Here is a 16,486-nt window from a genome sequence, read left to right as displayed (position 1 = left end):
GATAATTCGGGGCATTTTTGTTTGTCACACCAAATAAATGTTTCAAGCTGTAATTTATATTTACTAGTTGTAACGACTATCATGGCAAGTACCGCTGAGCTAATACATTTTTAGTCACAACTGTAAAGTGTCGATATTGCCCTTATGCTTGGCAATAAGTCAGGGTGATTGATAAAGTTGCCGCCACGAAATATTTCAAGAAATATTTTGATATATTCAGACCATTGAAGGTCCTTGAATTCACCATCAATCAGTGTTGAGAAATTCAACCTGTTCAAGAGGCGTGTCCAGGTAAAAAGTTCGCCCCTGAATATATATCCAAGAATAAGTGCAAAATGATTCAGCTCGATTTTTATGGAACATTAGTCGCCGCCTCCCTGGTACTGTTATTGGGTCGCGGGCTTGTCACACGTGTCGGTTTTTTACGCGCCTACAATATCCCCGAACCTGTAGCGGGTGGCCTGGTGGTTGCCCTGGTTCTCCTGGCCTTGCGCAGCTTCGATGTTCAAGTCCGGTTCGACACTTCGTTGCAGACCCCCTTGATGCTGGCGTTTTTCGCCACCATTGGCTTGAGCGCCGACTTCGCTAGCCTGAAGAAGGGCGGGCGCGTCGTGGGGATTTTCATTCTTGCGGTCACCGGGCTTCTGCTGGTCCAGAATGCCATGGGCATCGGTCTTGCCAGCCTGCTGGGGCTTGATCCTCTGATGGGCCTGCTGACGGGCTCGGTGACGCTGGCGGGCGGTCACGGCACAGGCGCTGCCTGGAGCGCGACATTCAGCGAGAAATACGGCCTGGCTTCGGCTTCCGAGCTTGCGATGGCCTCTGCGACCTTCGGCCTGGTGCTGGGCGGACTGATTGGTGGGCCGGTCGCCCGCTTGCTGATCAAGCGAGTACAGGTACCCGGTTGCGTTGAGCAAGCGAAGCCGCGCGCGCCAAAGGGCTTTGAGCAACCGAACAAGGAGCGCTCGATCACGCCTTTCTCGTTTATCGAGACACTCGCGCTGATCGCCGTCAGCTTGCTGGCAGGTAATCTTCTCAATGGGCTGTTGCTCGGCAGTGCATTCGAGTTGCCGACTTTCGTTTGTGTGTTGTTCGTCGGTGTTGTTCTGCGCAACGGGCTTTCGGCGCTTGGCTTGTATCAGGTGTTTGAGCGCGAAGTCTCGGTACTGGGGAATGTAAGCTTGTCGCTGTTCCTGGCAATTGCCCTGATGTCCCTCAAACTATGGGACCTGGCCTCGCTGGCTTTGCCGATCTTTATCATTCTGGCTGTGCAAACAGTCGTCATGGCGCTGTTTGCGATATTCGTGACGTTCAGAATAATGGGGAGCAACTACGATGCGGCAGTACTGGCGGCAGGACATTGCGGTTTCGGGCTGGGTGCCACGCCAACAGCCATCGCTAATATGCAGGCCGTGACACAACGCTACGGACCTTCGCAGATTGCGTTTCTGGTGGTGCCAATGGTGGGCGCATTCTTCATCGATATCATTAACGTCATCGTGATCAAGTTTTTCCTGGCGCTGCCATTTTTCGTCGCTGTCTGAAGTTCAGCCGGCTTGCCCCATAAAAAATGCCCGTATCTTGCGATACGGGCATTTTTTTGACCGGCCAGGGCGTCTGCGAAACGACGCCTCAGATGGTCAGCGTCCAGTCGTAGTCCACGATCAGCGGCGCGTGTTGCGAGAACCGCGGCTGGCGTGGCAGGCGTGCACTGCGTACGAAGCGGCGCAGGCCCGGGGTCAGCAGTTGATAGTCGAAGCGCCAACCGAGGTTGAGCATCTCCGCCTGTTCGTTATCCGGCCACCAGCTGTACTGGTCGCCTTCGCGGCTGACTTCGCGCAGGGCGTCGACATAGCCCATGTTGCCGACAATCTCGTCCATCCAGGCACGTTCAGGCGCCAGGAAACCCGGAGATTGCTGGCTATCGCGCCAGTTCTTGATATCCAGCTTCTGTTGCGCCACGTAGAGCGAGCCACAGTAAATGTACTCGCGACGTTTGCGCCGCTGTTTATCCAGATAACGGGCGAAGTCGTCCATTAGCTTGAACTTCTGGTTCAAGTCTTCATCGCCGTTCTGCCCCGAAGGGAGCAGCAAGGTCGCGATGCTGACCTTGTCGAAATCGGCTTGCAGGTAGCGCCCGTAGCGGTCGGCCGTCTCGAAACCGAGACCGCTGATGACAGCCTTCGGTTGCAGCCGCGAATACAAAGCCACGCCACCTTGGGCGGGGACTTCGGCATCGCAGGCATAAAGGAAGTATCCATCCAGTTGGAAGGCTGGATCGTCCAGTTCAAAGGCGGAGGCGCGGGTGTCCTGCAGGCAGATGACGTCGGCATTCTGTGCCTGCAGCCAACTGAGCAAACCACGCTCGACTGCAGCCTGAATACCATTGACGTTCACACTGATGATCCGCATAAATGGCCCCAAAAATCGCGTGCGTGTATGATACACGGCGTCAAGCTAATTAGCTAAATCCGTGGTATTTGGGGTTTTTTCATGCAAGCGTATCAGCGCGATTTCATCCGTTTTGCCATCGATCGCGGCGTTTTGCGCTTCGGTGAGTTCACCCTGAAGTCCGGGCGCACCAGTCCCTACTTCTTCAATGCCGGGCTATTCAACTCGGGTTCGGCCCTGGCGCAGCTGGGTCGTTTCTACGCCGCTGCCATTGCCGAGAGCGGCATTGCGTTCGACGTGCTGTTTGGCCCTGCCTACAAGGGCATCCCGTTGGCGGCGACGACCGCCGTGGCCCTGGCCGAGCATCACAACCGTGACTTGCCATGGTGTTTCAACCGCAAGGAAGCCAAGGCCCACGGCGAAGGCGGCAGCCTGGTCGGCGCACCTTTGACCGGCGAAGTGCTGATCATCGACGACGTGATCACTGCCGGTACCGCGATCCGTGAAGTGATGCAGATCATCGCTTCCCAGGACGGCGCCAAGGCCGCTGGCGTGCTGATCGCCCTCAACCGTCAGGAGCGCGGCAATGGCGAGTTGTCGGCGATCCAGGAAGTCGAGCGCGACTTCGGCATTCCGGTCATCAGTATCGTTTCGCTGAACCAGGTGCTGGAATTCCTGGCGGATGATCCGCAGCTCAAGCAGCACCTGCCAGCCGTCGAAGCCTACCGCGCCCAGTTCGGCGTGTAACGCAATCTGCTTTTGTGGGAGCAAGCCCGCTCCCACAGGGAATGCGGCAAAAAAAAGACCCCGCTCAGCCAGGCTGAGCGGGGTCTTTTTCATTGCGCTATCGCTTAGTGACGCTTGCGATTGCTGATCAAAGTACCCACGCCGGTATCGGTGAAGATTTCCAGCAGGATCGCGTTCGGCACGCGACCGTCGATGATCAACGAGCTGCCCACGCCGCCCTGGACTGCTTCCAGTGCGCAGCGGATCTTCGGCAGCATGCCGCCGTAGATGGTGCCGTCGGCGATCAGTTCGTCGACCTGTTGAGTCGTCAGACCGGTCAGGACCTTGCCCGACTTGTCCATCAGGCCGGCAATGTTGGTCAGCAGCATCAGCTTCTCGGCCTTCAACGCCTCGGCGACCTTACCGGCCACCAGGTCTGCGTTGATGTTGTACGACTCGCCGTTGGCGCCGACACCGATTGGCGCAATCACTGGAATGAAGTCGCCCTTGACCAGCAGGTTCAGCAAGTCGGTATTGATCCCCACCACTTCGCCCACATGGCCGATGTCGATGATTTCCGGGGTGGTCATCTCCGGGGTTTGGCGGGTGACGGTGAGCTTCTTCGCACGAATCAGCTCGGCGTCTTTACCGGTCAGGCCGATGGCGCTGCCGCCGTGACGGTTGATCAGGTTGACGATGTCCTTGTTGACCTGGCCGCCGAGGACCATTTCCACAACGTCCATGGTTGCGGCGTCGGTGACGCGCATGCCGTCGACGAAATGACTCTCGATCGACAGACGCTTGAGCAGGTCACCGATTTGCGGGCCGCCGCCGTGAACCACCACCGGGTTGATGCCCACGGCCTTCATCAGCACGATGTCGCGGGCGAAGCCGGTTTTCAGCTCCTCGCTTTCCATCGCGTTGCCGCCGTATTTGATCACCAGTGTCTTGCCGACGTATCGGCGGATATAAGGCAACGCTTCGGACAGGACCTTGGCGGTGTTGGCGGCGGCTTCGCGTTCGAGGGTCATTCAGGGCTCCGGGTGAATCAGAACGGTAGTTGGAGATCAGGTGCAACGCGCTTCAACTGGACTTTGAAAACGTCCTTGATGCGCTGCAATTCAGCCTCGTCATCGGCCTCGAAACGCAGCACCAGCACCGGTGTGGTGTTGGACGCGCGTACCAGGCCCCAGCCTTTGGCATAGTCGACTCGCACGCCGTCAATGGTGGTCAGGTCGGCGCCTGCGCCCCATTGTGCGTCGTGCAGTGCATCAATGATGCTGAATTTGCTCTCTTCGGTCACATGGATATTGATTTCCGGCGTAGAAATATCGTTCGGGAAGGTCGCGAACAGCTCTTCGGCCGAGGATTTTTCCTTGCTGAGGATTTCCAGCAACCGCGCAGCGCTGTAAATGCCGTCGTCGAAACCGAACCAGCGCTCCTTGAAGAAGATGTGCCCGCTCATTTCGCCGGCCAGCAGGGCGCCGGATTGTTTCATTTTCTTTTTGATCAACGAGTGACCGGTCTTCCACATTAACGACCGACCGCCGTATTCCTTGATCAGCGGAATCAGGCGACGGGTGCATTTGACGTCGAAGATGATCTCGGCGCCCGGGTTGCGCGCTACGACGTCGCGGGCGAACAGCATCAGCAGGCGGTCCGGATAGACGATGCTGCCGGTGTTGGTCACCACGCCGACGCGGTCGCCGTCGCCGTCGAAGGCCAGGCCGATGTCGGCGTTGGTTTCCTTGACCTTGGCGATCAGGTCGACGAGGTTTTCAGGCTTGCCCGGGTCCGGGTGGTGGTTCGGGAAGTTGCCGTCAACCTCGCAGAACAGCGGGATGACTTCGCAATTCAGCGCTTCGATCAGCTGCGGGGCAATCACGCCGGCCGCGCCGTTGCCGCAGTCGACGACCACTTTCAGGCGACGGGCCAGCTTGATGTCCTGGACGATTTCGGTGGTGTAGCGCTCGAGGATTTCGACCTGGGTGATGCTGCCCTGGCCGCTGCTCAAGTTGTTGGTCTTGAGGCGGTCGTGCAGGGCCTGGATCTGTTCGTTGGCCAGGGTGTCACCGGCAATGACGATCTTGAAACCGTTGTAGTTCGACGGGTTGTGGCTGCCGGTGAGCATCACACCGGATTTGCCGGCCAGCACGTTGGCGGCGTAGTACAGCGCCGGCGTCGGGACCAGGCCGACATCGCTGACGTGGCAGCCGCTGTCGGCGATGCCTTTGATCAATTGCGCGACCAGCTCCGGACCGGACAAGCGACCGTCGCGACCGACGGACACATTTGGCTCGCCCTGGGCCAGGCTTTGGGAGCCGACGGCGCGGCCAATCCAGTAAGCGGTCTCGGCGTTCAGGAATTCCGGGACGGTGCCGCGGATGTCGTAGGCGCGGAAGATGCTGTCAGGGAACTTGGGTGCAATTTTGGCCGGGGTGTTCATCTGTGGAAATGCTCCATCTCGAAAGTGGCTGGACAGGCCGCCGAGTCATTCGGCGACAGGTTCAAACTGAAGGGTATGACGGCGTTTTCCACAGAGAGTTCGTGGTGTGAAAGGGCCATGACGCCCCTGATGGCAGGGATTTGGCCGGGCAATGCCTTGATTTTCGGTGCTAAACGTTGCAGATGACAATTTGAATTTTGTGGCGAGGGAGCAAGCCCCCCTCGCCACGATGAATGTCTATCAACGGGTACCGGTATGGCCGAAACCGCCAGTGCCGCGCTCGGTTTCAACAAACTCTTCAACCATCTCGAAGTGAGCCTGCACCACCGGCACCAGCACCAGTTGCGCCAGGCGCTCACCGACCGGCATGGTGAATTCGGTCTGGCCACGGTTCCAGCAGGAGACCATCAGCGGGCCCTGGTAGTCGGAGTCGATCAGGCCGACCAGATTGCCCAGCACGATGCCGTGCTTATGGCCCATCCCCGAACGCGGCAGAATCAGCGCCGCCAGGTTCGGGTCACCGATGTAGACCGACAGGCCGGTAGGGATCAGCACGGTTTCACCCGGCTTGATCACGGTGTCCTGCTCCAGCATGGCTCGCAGGTCGAGGCCGGCGGAGCCCGGTGTGGCGTATTGCGGCAGCGGGAATTCGGTACCGATGCGGGGGTCGAGGATCTTGGCTTGCAAAGCGTGCATGTAAATTAAACCTGGTTCAGACGTTCGGCGATAAAAGTGATCAGCTGGCGAGCAATCTTGCTCTTGCTGGTCTGGGCGAAAAGTGTGGCGTGAAGCTCACGATCGATGACGCTGCAGGCGTTTTCTTCGCTGTTGAAGCCAATGCTCGGGTTGGCGACGTCGTTGGCGACGATCAAATCGAGGTTCTTGTCTTTCAACTTGCGTGCAGCGTAATCGAGCAGGTGTTCGGTCTCGGCGGCGAAACCGACACTGAACGGGCGGTCGGGACGGGTGGCGATGCTGGCCAGGATGTCCGGGTTACGCACCATCTGTAGCAACAAGCCGTCGCCGTTCGTAGGATCTTTCTTGAGTTTCTGTGGGGCGACGACTTCCGGGCGGTAGTCCGCGACGGCTGCCGAGGCGATGAACAGGTCGCAAGGGATGGCTGCTTCGCAGGCGGCGAGCATGTCGCGGGCACTGACCACATCGATGCGAGTGACGCGATCCGGGGTCGGCAGGTGCACCGGGCCGGTGATCAGGGTCACGCGGGCGCCGGCTTCCACGGCGGCTTCGGCCAGGGCAAAGCCCATTTTCCCGGAGCTGTGGTTGGTAATGTAGCGCACCGGGTCGATGTTTTCCTGGGTCGGGCCGGCGGTGATCAGCACGTGCTTGCCGGTCAGGGCCTGACGCTGGAAGCAGTCTGCCGCGCACTGAGCCAGCTCAAGGGCTTCGAGCATGCGCCCCAGGCCGACGTCGCCGCAGGCCTGGCTGCCGGAGGCCGGGCCGAAGACCTTGATGTCGCGGCTCTCGAGGGTTTGCAGGTTGGCCTGGGTCGCCGGATCGCGCCACATGGCCTGGTTCATGGCCGGGGCAACGGCGACCACCGCGTCGGTGGCCAGCACCAGCGTGGTCAGCAGGTCATCGGCAATGCCTTGGGCCAGGCGGGCAATCAGATCCGCCGTGGCAGGTGCGATCAGTACCAGGTCGGCCCATTTCGCCAGTTCGATGTGGCCCATGGCCGCTTCGGCCGCAGGGTCCAGCAGGTCCAGGTGGACCGGGTGCCCGGACAGGGCCTGCATGGTCAACGGGGTGATGAACTCTGCGCCGCCACGGGTCATGACCACGCGCACTTCGGCGCCCTGGTCGATCAGGCGGCGAACCAGGTCGGCGCTCTTGTAGGCAGCGATACCGCCGCCGACGCCCAGAACAATGCGTTTCCGATACAGCCGCTGCATAGGCCTGCCTTTCAATTCGTTGGTGACATACGTGGCGAAACCCCCTCCCCAGGGTGAATTCGCCCGCAAAAAAGATGGGCTACGATATCACAGCGACCGCTACGGAACAGCGGCGCCCACAGACAGGGAGGTGTTATGAGTATTCGCGATTGGCCGGCGGCGGAACGACCGCGGGAGAGGTTGCTTGAACAGGGCTCGGGAAGCCTTTCGGACGCTGAATTGCTGGCGATATTTTTAAGGACGGGCGTGGTCGGTAAAAGCGCCGTGGATTTGGCACGACACCTGTTGAATCAGTTTGGCAGCCTGCGTTTGCTGCTTGAGGCCGATCAGGAAGCATTCAGCAAGCAGTTGGGGCTGGGTCCGGCGAAATTTGCACAGTTGCAGGCTGCGCAAGAAATGAGCAGGCGCCACCTGGCCGAGCGGGCGCGTCAGAAGCCGGCACTTGAGAGTCCGCAAGCGGTTCGCGACTACCTGAAATCAATGCTGCGCCACGAGCCACACGAGGTGTTTGGTTGCCTGTTTCTCGATTCCAGGCATCAGGTACTGGCGTTTGAGACGCTGTTTCGCGGCTCCATTGACAACACCAGCGTTCATCCGCGAGAGGTGGTCAAGCGCGCCTTGGCCAACAACGCAGCGGCATTGATCCTGTGTCACAACCATCCTTCGGGCAACAGTAACCCCAGTCAGTCCGACCGGGTGCTGACCAAGCGTCTGCAAGAGGCGCTGGAGTTGATTGATGTGCGGGTGCTCGACCATTTCATCATTGGCGATGGCGATCCGCTGTCGATGGCTGAGTATGGGTGGATGTAGATCCGGAAGGAGAATGCAAAATCCTGTGGGAGCGGGCTTGCCCTCGATGACGGCGGTACATTCAGCACAAATGTTGACTGAAAGTCCGCTATCGCGGGCAAGCCCGCTCCCACAGATTTTGTGTTGTGTCTGATTATTTGAGGTTGACCTTTGAGTAGTCCTGCCGCCCGAACGGGCTGACCGAATACCCCTCGACATCCTTGCGCGTCAGTGCGAAGGCCGTCGGGTGGGCCAGGGGCAACCACAGCGCCTGTTGCTGGATCTGCGTCTGCGCCTGTTCGTAGAGCTTGGTGCGCACGCCTTGCTCGCCGGTGGTCTTGCCGGCGCTGATCAGCTTGTCCAGGTCCGCATTGCAGTAGCGGGCGAAGTTGGTGCCGGACTTGACCGCGGCGCAGGAAAACTGCGGCGTGAGGAAGTTGTCCGGGTCGCCGTTGTCACCGGCCCAGCCCATGAACAGCAAGTCGTGTTCACCGGCCTTGGCGCGGCGGATCAGCTCGCCCCATTCGATCACGCGGATTTCGGCCTGAATGCCGATTTCCGCCAGGTCGGATTGCAGCAGTTGAGCGCCGAGGCTCGGGTTGGGGTTGAGGAGACTGCCGGAAGGGCGGGTCCAGATGGTGGTCTGGAAGCCTTCCTTGAGCCCGGCCTTGGCCATCAGCGCCTTGGCCTTCTCGACGTCATGCGGATACCCCGGAAGGCTTTTCGCATAGCTCCAGGTGTTCGGCGGATACGGACCATTGGCCGCTTCGGCGGTGTCTTCGAACACGGCTTTGATGTAATTGGCCTTGTCGAAGGCAAGGTTGATGGCCTGACGCACTTCTGGCTTGTCCAGCGGTGGGTGCTGGCTGTTGATGCCGACGAATGCGGTCATGAACGCGTCAGTCTTTTCGACTTTCAGGGTCGGCTCTTTCAGCGCTTCCTGTACGTCCAGGGGCTTGGGCGACAGGGCGATCTGGCATTCATTGCGACGCAATTTCTGCAAGCGGACGTTGGCGTCCGGCGTGATGGCAAAGATCAGCGGATCGACAGAGGGTTTGCCGGCGAAGTAGTCGGGGTTGGCTTTATAGCGAACCGAAGCATCCTTCTGGAAGCGCGTGAATACGAACGGCCCTGTGCCGATCGGCTGGCTGTTGAGTTTTTCAGGCGTGCCGGCCTTCATCAGCTTGTCGGCGTACTCGGCCGAATAGATCGAGGCGAAGCCCATGCTCAGGGTCGCCAGGAAGGTCGAATCCGCGTGGTCGAGGGTGAAGCGCACGGTCTGTGGATCGAGGGCGTCGATTTTCTTGATCAGCGCCGGCAACTGCATCGATTGCGCATGCGGGAAGCCGCTCTGGGCGACTTTGTGCCACGCATTGGCCGGGTCGAGCATGCGGTCGAAGCTGAAAATCACGTCTTCGGCGTTCAGGTCGCGTGTTGGGGTGAAGTACTCGGTGCGATGGAATTTTACCTGCGGGTGCAACTTGAAGACGTAGATCAGGCCGTCGGGGCTGACTTCCCAACTGTCGGCGAGACTGGCGACCACTTTGCCGCTGGCCGTGTCGAAATCCACCAGGCGGTTCATCAGCACGTCGGCCGAAGCGTTGGTGGTGGTCAACGAGTTGTACTGCACCACATCGAACCCTTCAGGGCTGGCCTCGGTGCAGACGCTCAGGGCGGCGGCAAAGGCTTGTGGACTCAGCAGAAGCGGGGCGAGCAATAGCGGTAGGGCAGCGAGGCGCATGGTCGGCTTCCTTTACAGATCGAAGGCCCATCTGCAAGTGCAGTCTGGAAAAGCCTTACCCTAGTGGGCTCTTTTGCAAATGACTATCCCCTTTTTCATTTTGAGAGGACTATAGGCGACTGATTTTGCTGTGCAGCGGTTGAGAAACCCCCTTGGTTGGTCCAATGCCCGATTCTCTGCGACGAGCGGTCGCCATCGGCGATAGCCTTTGTCCAAAGCGCTCGGAGCCCGGAAAACGGGGATTTTGTGAATTCAACGCACACTGAATGTTGTTGCTCTCCAGTCTTTCTGGTATAAAGCAGCGCTCTTTTCTAGGGGCCCGGTTCCTTCACTGTAGGTGTAGCCGGTAAGACCTCTAAAGAAACGCGGCGCCTGGCGCCAAATGACTGAGAGATTAAGCGGCCAACCCATGCCGGGTTGGGCATGTGGTTTTAGAGGGCTGAGGCATGTCTAGAGTATGTCAAGTTACCGGTAAGGGTCCGGTAACCGGGAATAACATTTCCCACGCAAACAACAAAACCCGTCGTCGTTTCCTGCCGAACCTGCAGCATCACCGCTTCTGGGTTGAAGAAGAGAAACGTTTTGTGCGTCTGCGCGTATCTGCCAAAGGCATGCGTATCATCGACAAGCGTGGCATCACTGTCGTGCTGGCCGAACTTCGCCGCGATGGCAAGGTTTAAGGGAGCTAATCATGCGTGAATTGATTCGTTTGATTTCGAGCGCCGGTACTGGTCACTTCTACACTACCGACAAGAACAAGCGTACTACCCCGGACAAAATCGAGATCAAGAAATATGATCCGGTTGTTCGCAAGCACGTGATCTACAAAGAAGGCAAAATCAAGTAATTGATTTTTCTCTCTTACGAAAAAGGCCCGTATCGCGAGATACGGGCCTTTTTTGTTACGCGGGAATCGGGTGCCTTGTCAGCGCCGAAACGGATCAGCCGCAGTTGATGCTGACGATTATCCTGTCGGCATCGGTGTGCAGGTTGATGCGTTGCGGGCGCAGGTCCCAGCTCGAAGGGTACTTCGGTCCAGTGGCTCGCACTGGCGCGCCATTGGCCAGGGCGCGAACCTCTTCAAGCAGTTCCGGTGTGCATTTCTGGCCGATGGTGTATTGGGCGATGGCGAGATCGCATTGATCGGGTAAGACTGGCATGTTGCCTCCTTGCATGACTGTTGGTTGGGCGCCCACGTCGTCGGAAGCTGCACGTCCTGTGCGTTACCGGCCCGACAAAATGAAATACGGGGCACCTGTCAGCAAGTCTTACCCGGTGCCGCTGCCCGGGGCCAGCGGCAGAATGTCAGCGACTGTTTCGAGGTGGGCTCAAGACTTCTGTTCAAACGCTACGTAGATCTTGCGGCACGGCTCCAGCACTTCCCAGGTGCCGCGAAAACCTGCCGGGATCACAAAGCGATCGCCTGCGCGCAGGGTCTTGGCATTGCCGTCGCTGTCACGCAGCACCGAAACTCCCTGTTGGATCTCGCAGTACTCGTGCTCGGTGAAATTCACCGTCCACTGTCCGACTTCACTTTCCCACACGCCAGCATTCAACTGACCGCAAGGGCTGTTGTAGTGGTTGTACACCGCTTGTTCCGGGTCGCCCTTGAGCACTTTGGCCGGATCCGGGCGGTAGCGCTCGGCGGCGGTGGTGGCCTGGCTGAAGTCGACGACGTTCTGGATGTTCATTGTTGTTATCTCCCCGTGATTGCGGCGCGTTTGGTTGATGAGCCCAAAGTCTATGTTTATTAAAATGAACATCGCAAGGCCGTTTGCCGGCGTTATGTCAAATATATTGAAACTTCATGTGCGGCTGGTTTAGGGTGGTGGATGCCTTCGGCCGAAAAGCAGGCTGGCCGGGCAGAATTCCTGACAGCGCCCGCGAAGAACGCGGGTGTCGTATCAATAAGAGGAGGACACTCGCATGACCACCCTGACCCGTGCCGACTGGGAACAACGTGCCCGCGATCTGAAAATCGAAGGCCGCGCCTATATCAATGGCGAATACACCGACGCCGTTTCCGCCGAGACCTTCGAGTGCATCAGTCCGGTCGATGGCCGTCTGCTGGGCAGGATTGCCAGCTGTGACGCCGCCGATGCCCAGCGCGCTGTGGAAAACGCCCGCGCCACGTTCAATTCCGGTGTCTGGTCGCGCCTGGCGCCGACCAAGCGTAAAGCCACCATGATCCGTTTCGCCGGCCTGCTCAAACAGCACGCCGAAGAGCTGGCGCTGCTTGAAACCCTGGACATGGGCAAGCCGATCAGCGACTCCCTGTACATCGACGTCCCTGGCGCGGCGCAAGCCCTGAGCTGGAGCGGCGAAGCCATCGACAAGATCTACGACGAAGTCGCCGCCACCCCGCACGACCAGTTGGGTCTGGTGACCCGTGAGCCGGTCGGCGTGGTCGGGGCCATCGTGCCGTGGAACTTCCCGCTGATGATGGCGTGCTGGAAACTGGGCCCGGCGCTGTCCACCGGTAACTCGGTGATCCTCAAACCGTCGGAAAAATCGCCACTGACTGCCATCCGCATCGCTGCCCTGGCCGTCGAAGCCGGCATTCCGAAAGGCGTGCTGAACGTGCTGCCAGGTTACGGCCACACCGTCGGCAAGGCTCTGGCCCTGCACAACGACGTCGACACCCTGGTGTTCACCGGCTCTACCAAAATCGCCAAGCAACTGCTGATCTACTCCGGCGAGTCGAACATGAAGCGCGTCTGGCTCGAAGCCGGCGGCAAGAGCCCGAACATCGTTTTCGCCGATGCGCCGAACCTGCAGGAAGCTGCCGAAGCCGCTGCTGGCGCCATCGCCTTCAACCAGGGCGAAGTCTGCACCGCCGGTTCGCGTCTGCTGGTGGAGCGTTCGATCAAGGATAAATTCCTGCCGCTGGTGATCGAGGCGCTGAAAACCTGGAAGCCGGGCAACCCGCTGGATCCGGAGACCAATGTTGGCGCGCTGGTCGATACCCAGCAGATGAACACCGTGCTGTCCTACATCGAGTCCGGCCATGCCGACGGCGCCAAGCTGGTGGCCGGTGGTAAGCGTACCCTCCAGGAAACTGGCGGCACTTACGTTGAGCCGACGATTTTCGACGGCGTGAGCAATGCGATGAAAATCGCCCAGGAAGAAATCTTCGGCCCGGTACTGTCGGTCATCGCATTCGACAGCGCCGAAGAGGCCATCGCGATCGCCAACGACACGCCGTACGGCCTGGCCGCTGCGGTCTGGACTGCCGACATTTCCAAGGCTCACCTCACCGCCCGCGCACTGCGTGCCGGTAGCGTGTGGGTCAACCAGTACGATGGCGGCGACATGACCGCTCCGTTCGGTGGCTTCAAACAGTCCGGCAACGGTCGCGACAAGTCCCTGCACGCGTTCGACAAGTACACCGAGCTGAAGGCGACCTGGATCAAGCTGTAAGCTCGTTCGGGAGGCCTGCCGGATAGCAGGCCTCCCGAACGACGCAGATCCCTTGTGGGAGCGGGCTTGCTCGCGAAGGCGGTGTATCAGCCAACCTTGATGTTGGACGTGATGGCCTCTTCGCGAGCAAGCCCGCTCCCACATTTGTTTTGTGTGTCCTGCAGAAAAAATCAATCCACAGGAGCGTGGAGCATGCGTTGGGCGACTTATTTCGCCGTATTGGCATCTGTCCTGAGTGTCGGCCTGGCCCTGGGCGTCAGCATGCCGCTGGTGTCGTTTCGCCTGGAGAGCTGGGGCTACGGCTCGTTTGCCATTGGCGTCATGGCCGCGATGCCGGCCATTGGCGTCTTGGTGGGCGCGAAAATCTCCAGCCATCTGGCGGCGCGATTCGGCACGGCCAATCTGATGCGCCTGTGCCTGTGGGCCGGGGCGGTTTCGATCGGATTGCTGGCGCTGTTGCCGAGTTATCCGGTCTGGTTGGTGCTGCGGTTGATGATCGGGGTGATCCTGACCCTCGTCTTCATCATCGGTGAAAGCTGGATCAATCAATTGGTGGTCGAGGAGTGGCGCGGGCGGCTGGTGGCGCTGTATGGCAGCAGCTATGCGCTGAGTCAGCTGGCAGGCCCGGTGTTGCTGGGCTTTATCGGTACCGAACACGATTATGGCTTTTGGGTGGGCGTCAGTTTGCTGATGGCGGCTCCGTTCCTGTTGCTGGGCCGCAGTGGTGCACCGAGCAGCGAAGCCAGCAGCGTGACCTTGAGTGATTTGCTCGCTTTCTGTCGTGGCCTGCCGGCGATTGCCTGGGCGGTGTCGCTGTTCGCTGCGTTCGAGGCGATGATTCTGACCCTATTGCCGGTTTATTGCCTGCGCCAGGGCTTCACCACGGAGATTGCCCTGGCGATGGTCAGTACGGTGGTGGTCGGCGATGCGGTGCTGCAATTGCCCATTGGTGCGCTGGCCGATCGCTTGTCGCGCCGGGCGTTGTTCACCGGCTGCGCCATCGTCTTGCTGGTGTCTAGCCTGGCGATTCCGATGCTGATCGATACGCTGCTGATCTGGCCGCTGTGGGTCCTGTTTGGCGCCAGTGCCGGGGGTTTGTTCACCTTGTCACTGATCCTGATCGGCGAGCGTTATCGCGACGATGCGCTGGTGCGGGCCAACGCACACATCGCCCAGCTGTGGGGCATCGGTTGTCTGGTTGGGCCGCTGTTGGCGGGCGCCGGCAGCCAGTGGATCAGTGGCCATGCGTTGCCGTTGCTGATGGCGGTCGGGGCCTTGGGCGTGTTGATCGTGGTGTCGCGGCAGGGGGCGTTTGGTGCGGTGCAACCGGCTTAGCTGATATTACAAAATCTGTGGCGAGGGGGCTTGCCCCCGTTGCGCTGCGAAGCAGTGCCAAGCCCCCTCGCCACAAGAGTTCCGCCAGGCAGCAGCTACAACATCCGCTCCAGCCCAACCGTGTCGCTCAGCCAGGCATTGAAACGACGCCACCAGCTCCCTGGCTCTTTGGTCAGGGTGTGCATTTTTCCGTCGTCTTCCGTGCTCCAGACAATCTGACCGTTTTCCAGCTCCACTTGATAGCTCAGGGCTGGCGCCATGCCCTGCAGCGCCAGTTCGCGGACCCGTGCAGCCAATTCCGGACTGTCCACCAGCACGCCGACCTCGGTGTTCCACAGCACTGAGCGCGGATCGAAATTGAACGAGCCGATAAAGGATTTTTGCTGGTCGAAGATCATCGCCTTGCTGTGCAGGCTGGAATCAGAGCCGCGATAAGAGCTGCTGGAAAACAGGTGCGGCCCGCTACCGCTGCCGCCTCCCTCGCCGGGTTGGCGACGCAATTCGTACAGCTTCACGCCGTGTTCCAGCAATGCCCTGCGATAGGGTGCGTAACCACCGTGAACCGCGGGAACGTCTGTGGCTTCCAGTGAATTGGTCAGCAAACTCACTGAAACGCCGGCATCGGCGCGCCCGGTCAGGTACACCAACCCCGGTTGGCCAGGCACGAAATAAGCCGAAATCATGATCAGCTCTTTGCGGACGCCGTCGAGTTCAGGCGCCAATTGCGTGGTCAGCAGCAACTGCGGATCGGGCTCGCCCTTGGCCAGTACCTTGCTCGGCGCATCCCACAATGCCTGGTTCCAGGCCCAGATCAGTTCGCGGCGCCAGATGTCCAGGCGCGGATGGGTGGTGAAGGTCATCAAGTGTTTGTAGAGCGCATGATTCTGTTTGCGCGTTTCCGCCAGGGACTCTTCCAGTCGGGTGCGGGTGTTTTCCAGGTCGCGGGGGGTGGGTTTGCTCGACAGGAATTCGTCGATCGGCTTGCTCAGGGCGCTGTTCCAGTATTGGTCGAAACTGTGCCCCAGTTGCTCGGCAACCGGGCCGACACCGAGCAGGTCGATGTCAGTGAAATTCATGTTGGGCTGGGCATCGTAATACTCATCCCCCAGATTTCGCCCGCCGACGATGGCCATGCTGCTGTCGGCCAGCCACAACTTGTTATGCATGCGTCGATGCTGTTGCGACAGGTTGAGCAGTCGGCCTACGGTACGTGTCACCCCCGTACTGCGGCCCAGGTTCAGCGGATTGAACACGCGGATCTGGATCTGCGGGTGCGCGGCGAGGGTGGCAATGACGCGGTCCAGGCCGTCGCTGGTCGTGTCATCAAGCAGTACCCGCACCCGCACGCCCCGGTCGGCGGCCTTGAGCAATTCCTCGATCAACATGCGCGTGCTGATGCCGTCGTGCACGATGTAATACTGCAAGTCGAGGCTGCTTTGGGCGTTGCGGATCAATTCGGCACGGGCGGTGAAGGCCTCGGTGCTGTCCGATAGCAGGCGAAAGCCCGACTGGCCCTTGTAAGGCGCGGCCTGCGCCTGGACCGAGCGGCCGAATGCGGAGTCTGAAGCCGGCAGCGCCTGGCTCGGTACACGCTGTACGTCGAGGCTGGCGCAACCGCCCAGGAACGAGGCGAGTAGCACAAGAGCAAGCAGGGGCTGTCTGACTCTCACGTAGGGTCGTTCCGTTTGGCGGCATAGTCAGGCATATGGACGCTGAATCCAGAATAAA

At 59.7% G+C, this 16,486-nt stretch carries 15 protein-coding genes and 1 pseudogene; 7 read left to right on the top strand and 9 right to left on the bottom strand.

What is annotated here, in order from left to right:
• Positions 1-335 precede the first annotated feature (335 nt).
• Complete coding sequence (gltS, locus tag PMI26_RS13945; RefSeq protein ID WP_007975176.1) at positions 336-1,544, top strand: sodium/glutamate symporter; 1,209 nt, start codon at positions 336-338, stop codon at positions 1,542-1,544.
• Positions 1,545-1,632: 88 nt separating this feature from the next.
• On the opposite strand, the gene PMI26_RS13950 is transcribed toward gltS, so the two are convergent.
• The gene (locus PMI26_RS13950; protein ID WP_003176915.1) at positions 1,633-2,412 is read right to left on the bottom strand and encodes an exodeoxyribonuclease III; all 780 of its coding nucleotides are present in this window, start codon (positions 2,410-2,412) and stop codon (positions 1,633-1,635) included.
• An 81-nt stretch (positions 2,413-2,493) separates the two neighbouring features.
• On the opposite strand from PMI26_RS13950, the gene pyrE reads away from it, so the two are divergent.
• The gene (pyrE, locus tag PMI26_RS13955; RefSeq protein WP_007975175.1) at positions 2,494-3,138 is read left to right on the top strand and encodes an orotate phosphoribosyltransferase; all 645 of its coding nucleotides are present in this window, start codon (positions 2,494-2,496) and stop codon (positions 3,136-3,138) included.
• A 104-nt stretch (positions 3,139-3,242) separates the two neighbouring features.
• On the opposite strand, the gene argB is transcribed toward pyrE, so the two are convergent.
• The 4 genes and pseudogenes from argB to coaBC form a co-directional block, all read right to left on the bottom strand.
• Positions 3,243-4,148, bottom strand: a complete 906-nt coding sequence (gene argB, locus PMI26_RS13960; RefSeq protein WP_007975174.1) for an acetylglutamate kinase — start codon at positions 4,146-4,148, stop codon at positions 3,243-3,245.
• Between the two features lie 17 nt (positions 4,149-4,165).
• Positions 4,166-5,542 (bottom strand): annotated as a pseudogene (locus PMI26_RS13965) (phosphomannomutase/phosphoglucomutase); the annotation flags it as partial.
• 261 nt (positions 5,543-5,803) lie between these two features.
• Positions 5,804-6,259, bottom strand: a complete 456-nt coding sequence (gene dut, locus PMI26_RS13970) for a dUTP diphosphatase (RefSeq protein WP_007975171.1) — start codon at positions 6,257-6,259, stop codon at positions 5,804-5,806.
• Between the two features lie 5 nt (positions 6,260-6,264).
• On the bottom strand, positions 6,265-7,473 hold the full coding sequence (gene coaBC, locus PMI26_RS13975; RefSeq protein WP_007975169.1) for a bifunctional phosphopantothenoylcysteine decarboxylase/phosphopantothenate--cysteine ligase CoaBC: 1,209 nt from the start codon (positions 7,471-7,473) through the stop codon (positions 6,265-6,267).
• Positions 7,474-7,608: 135 nt separating this feature from the next.
• Between coaBC and radC the strand changes: the two genes are divergently transcribed.
• Positions 7,609-8,283: a RadC family protein gene (radC, locus tag PMI26_RS13980; protein WP_007975168.1), complete on the top strand. Its 675-nt coding sequence runs from the start codon at positions 7,609-7,611 to the stop codon at positions 8,281-8,283.
• Positions 8,284-8,416: 133 nt separating this feature from the next.
• Here radC and PMI26_RS13985 read toward each other — a convergent pair whose 3' ends face one another.
• Entirely contained in the window at positions 8,417-10,003 is a 1,587-nt protein-coding gene (locus tag PMI26_RS13985) for an ABC transporter substrate-binding protein (RefSeq protein ID WP_007975167.1), read from the bottom strand.
• A gap of 446 nt (positions 10,004-10,449) precedes the next feature.
• Between PMI26_RS13985 and rpmB the strand changes: the two genes are divergently transcribed.
• Positions 10,450-10,683 carry a 50S ribosomal protein L28 gene (gene rpmB / locus PMI26_RS13990; RefSeq protein WP_007975166.1) on the top strand — a complete coding sequence of 78 codons (234 nt, stop codon included), beginning with the start codon at positions 10,450-10,452 and terminating at the stop codon, positions 10,681-10,683.
• Positions 10,684-10,694: 11 nt separating this feature from the next.
• A complete protein-coding gene (rpmG, locus tag PMI26_RS13995; protein ID WP_003177274.1) occupies positions 10,695-10,850 on the top strand; it encodes a 50S ribosomal protein L33 in 156 nt (51 codons plus the stop codon).
• Positions 10,851-10,944: 94 nt separating this feature from the next.
• Here the strand turns inward: rpmG and PMI26_RS14000 are convergent, their stop codons facing one another.
• Together PMI26_RS14000 and PMI26_RS14005 are read right to left on the bottom strand one after the other, a co-directional pair.
• Entirely contained in the window at positions 10,945-11,163 is a 219-nt protein-coding gene (locus PMI26_RS14000; protein WP_007975165.1) for a peptidase inhibitor, read from the bottom strand.
• A gap of 168 nt (positions 11,164-11,331) precedes the next feature.
• A complete protein-coding gene (locus PMI26_RS14005) occupies positions 11,332-11,694 on the bottom strand; it encodes a cupin domain-containing protein (protein WP_007975164.1) in 363 nt (120 codons plus the stop codon).
• Positions 11,695-11,929: 235 nt separating this feature from the next.
• Between PMI26_RS14005 and PMI26_RS14010 the strand changes: the two genes are divergently transcribed.
• Both PMI26_RS14010 and PMI26_RS14015 read left to right on the top strand, forming a co-directional pair.
• Positions 11,930-13,423 carry an aldehyde dehydrogenase gene (locus tag PMI26_RS14010; protein ID WP_007975163.1) on the top strand — a complete coding sequence of 498 codons (1,494 nt, stop codon included), beginning with the start codon at positions 11,930-11,932 and terminating at the stop codon, positions 13,421-13,423.
• 192 nt (positions 13,424-13,615) lie between these two features.
• Positions 13,616-14,758, top strand: a complete 1,143-nt coding sequence (locus PMI26_RS14015) for an MFS transporter (protein ID WP_007975162.1) — start codon at positions 13,616-13,618, stop codon at positions 14,756-14,758.
• Between the two features lie 95 nt (positions 14,759-14,853).
• On the opposite strand, the gene PMI26_RS14020 is transcribed toward PMI26_RS14015, so the two are convergent.
• Positions 14,854-16,428: a phospholipase D family protein gene (locus tag PMI26_RS14020; protein WP_007975160.1), complete on the bottom strand. Its 1,575-nt coding sequence runs from the start codon at positions 16,426-16,428 to the stop codon at positions 14,854-14,856.
• Positions 16,429-16,486 lie beyond the last annotated feature (58 nt).

Origin of the sequence: Pseudomonas sp. GM33 (assembly GCF_000282295.1) — a bacterium.
GTDB classification, from domain to species: Bacteria; Pseudomonadota; Gammaproteobacteria; order Pseudomonadales; family Pseudomonadaceae; genus Aquipseudomonas; species Aquipseudomonas laurylsulfatiphila.
This window is presented reverse-complemented; position numbering and strand designations above follow the sequence as displayed.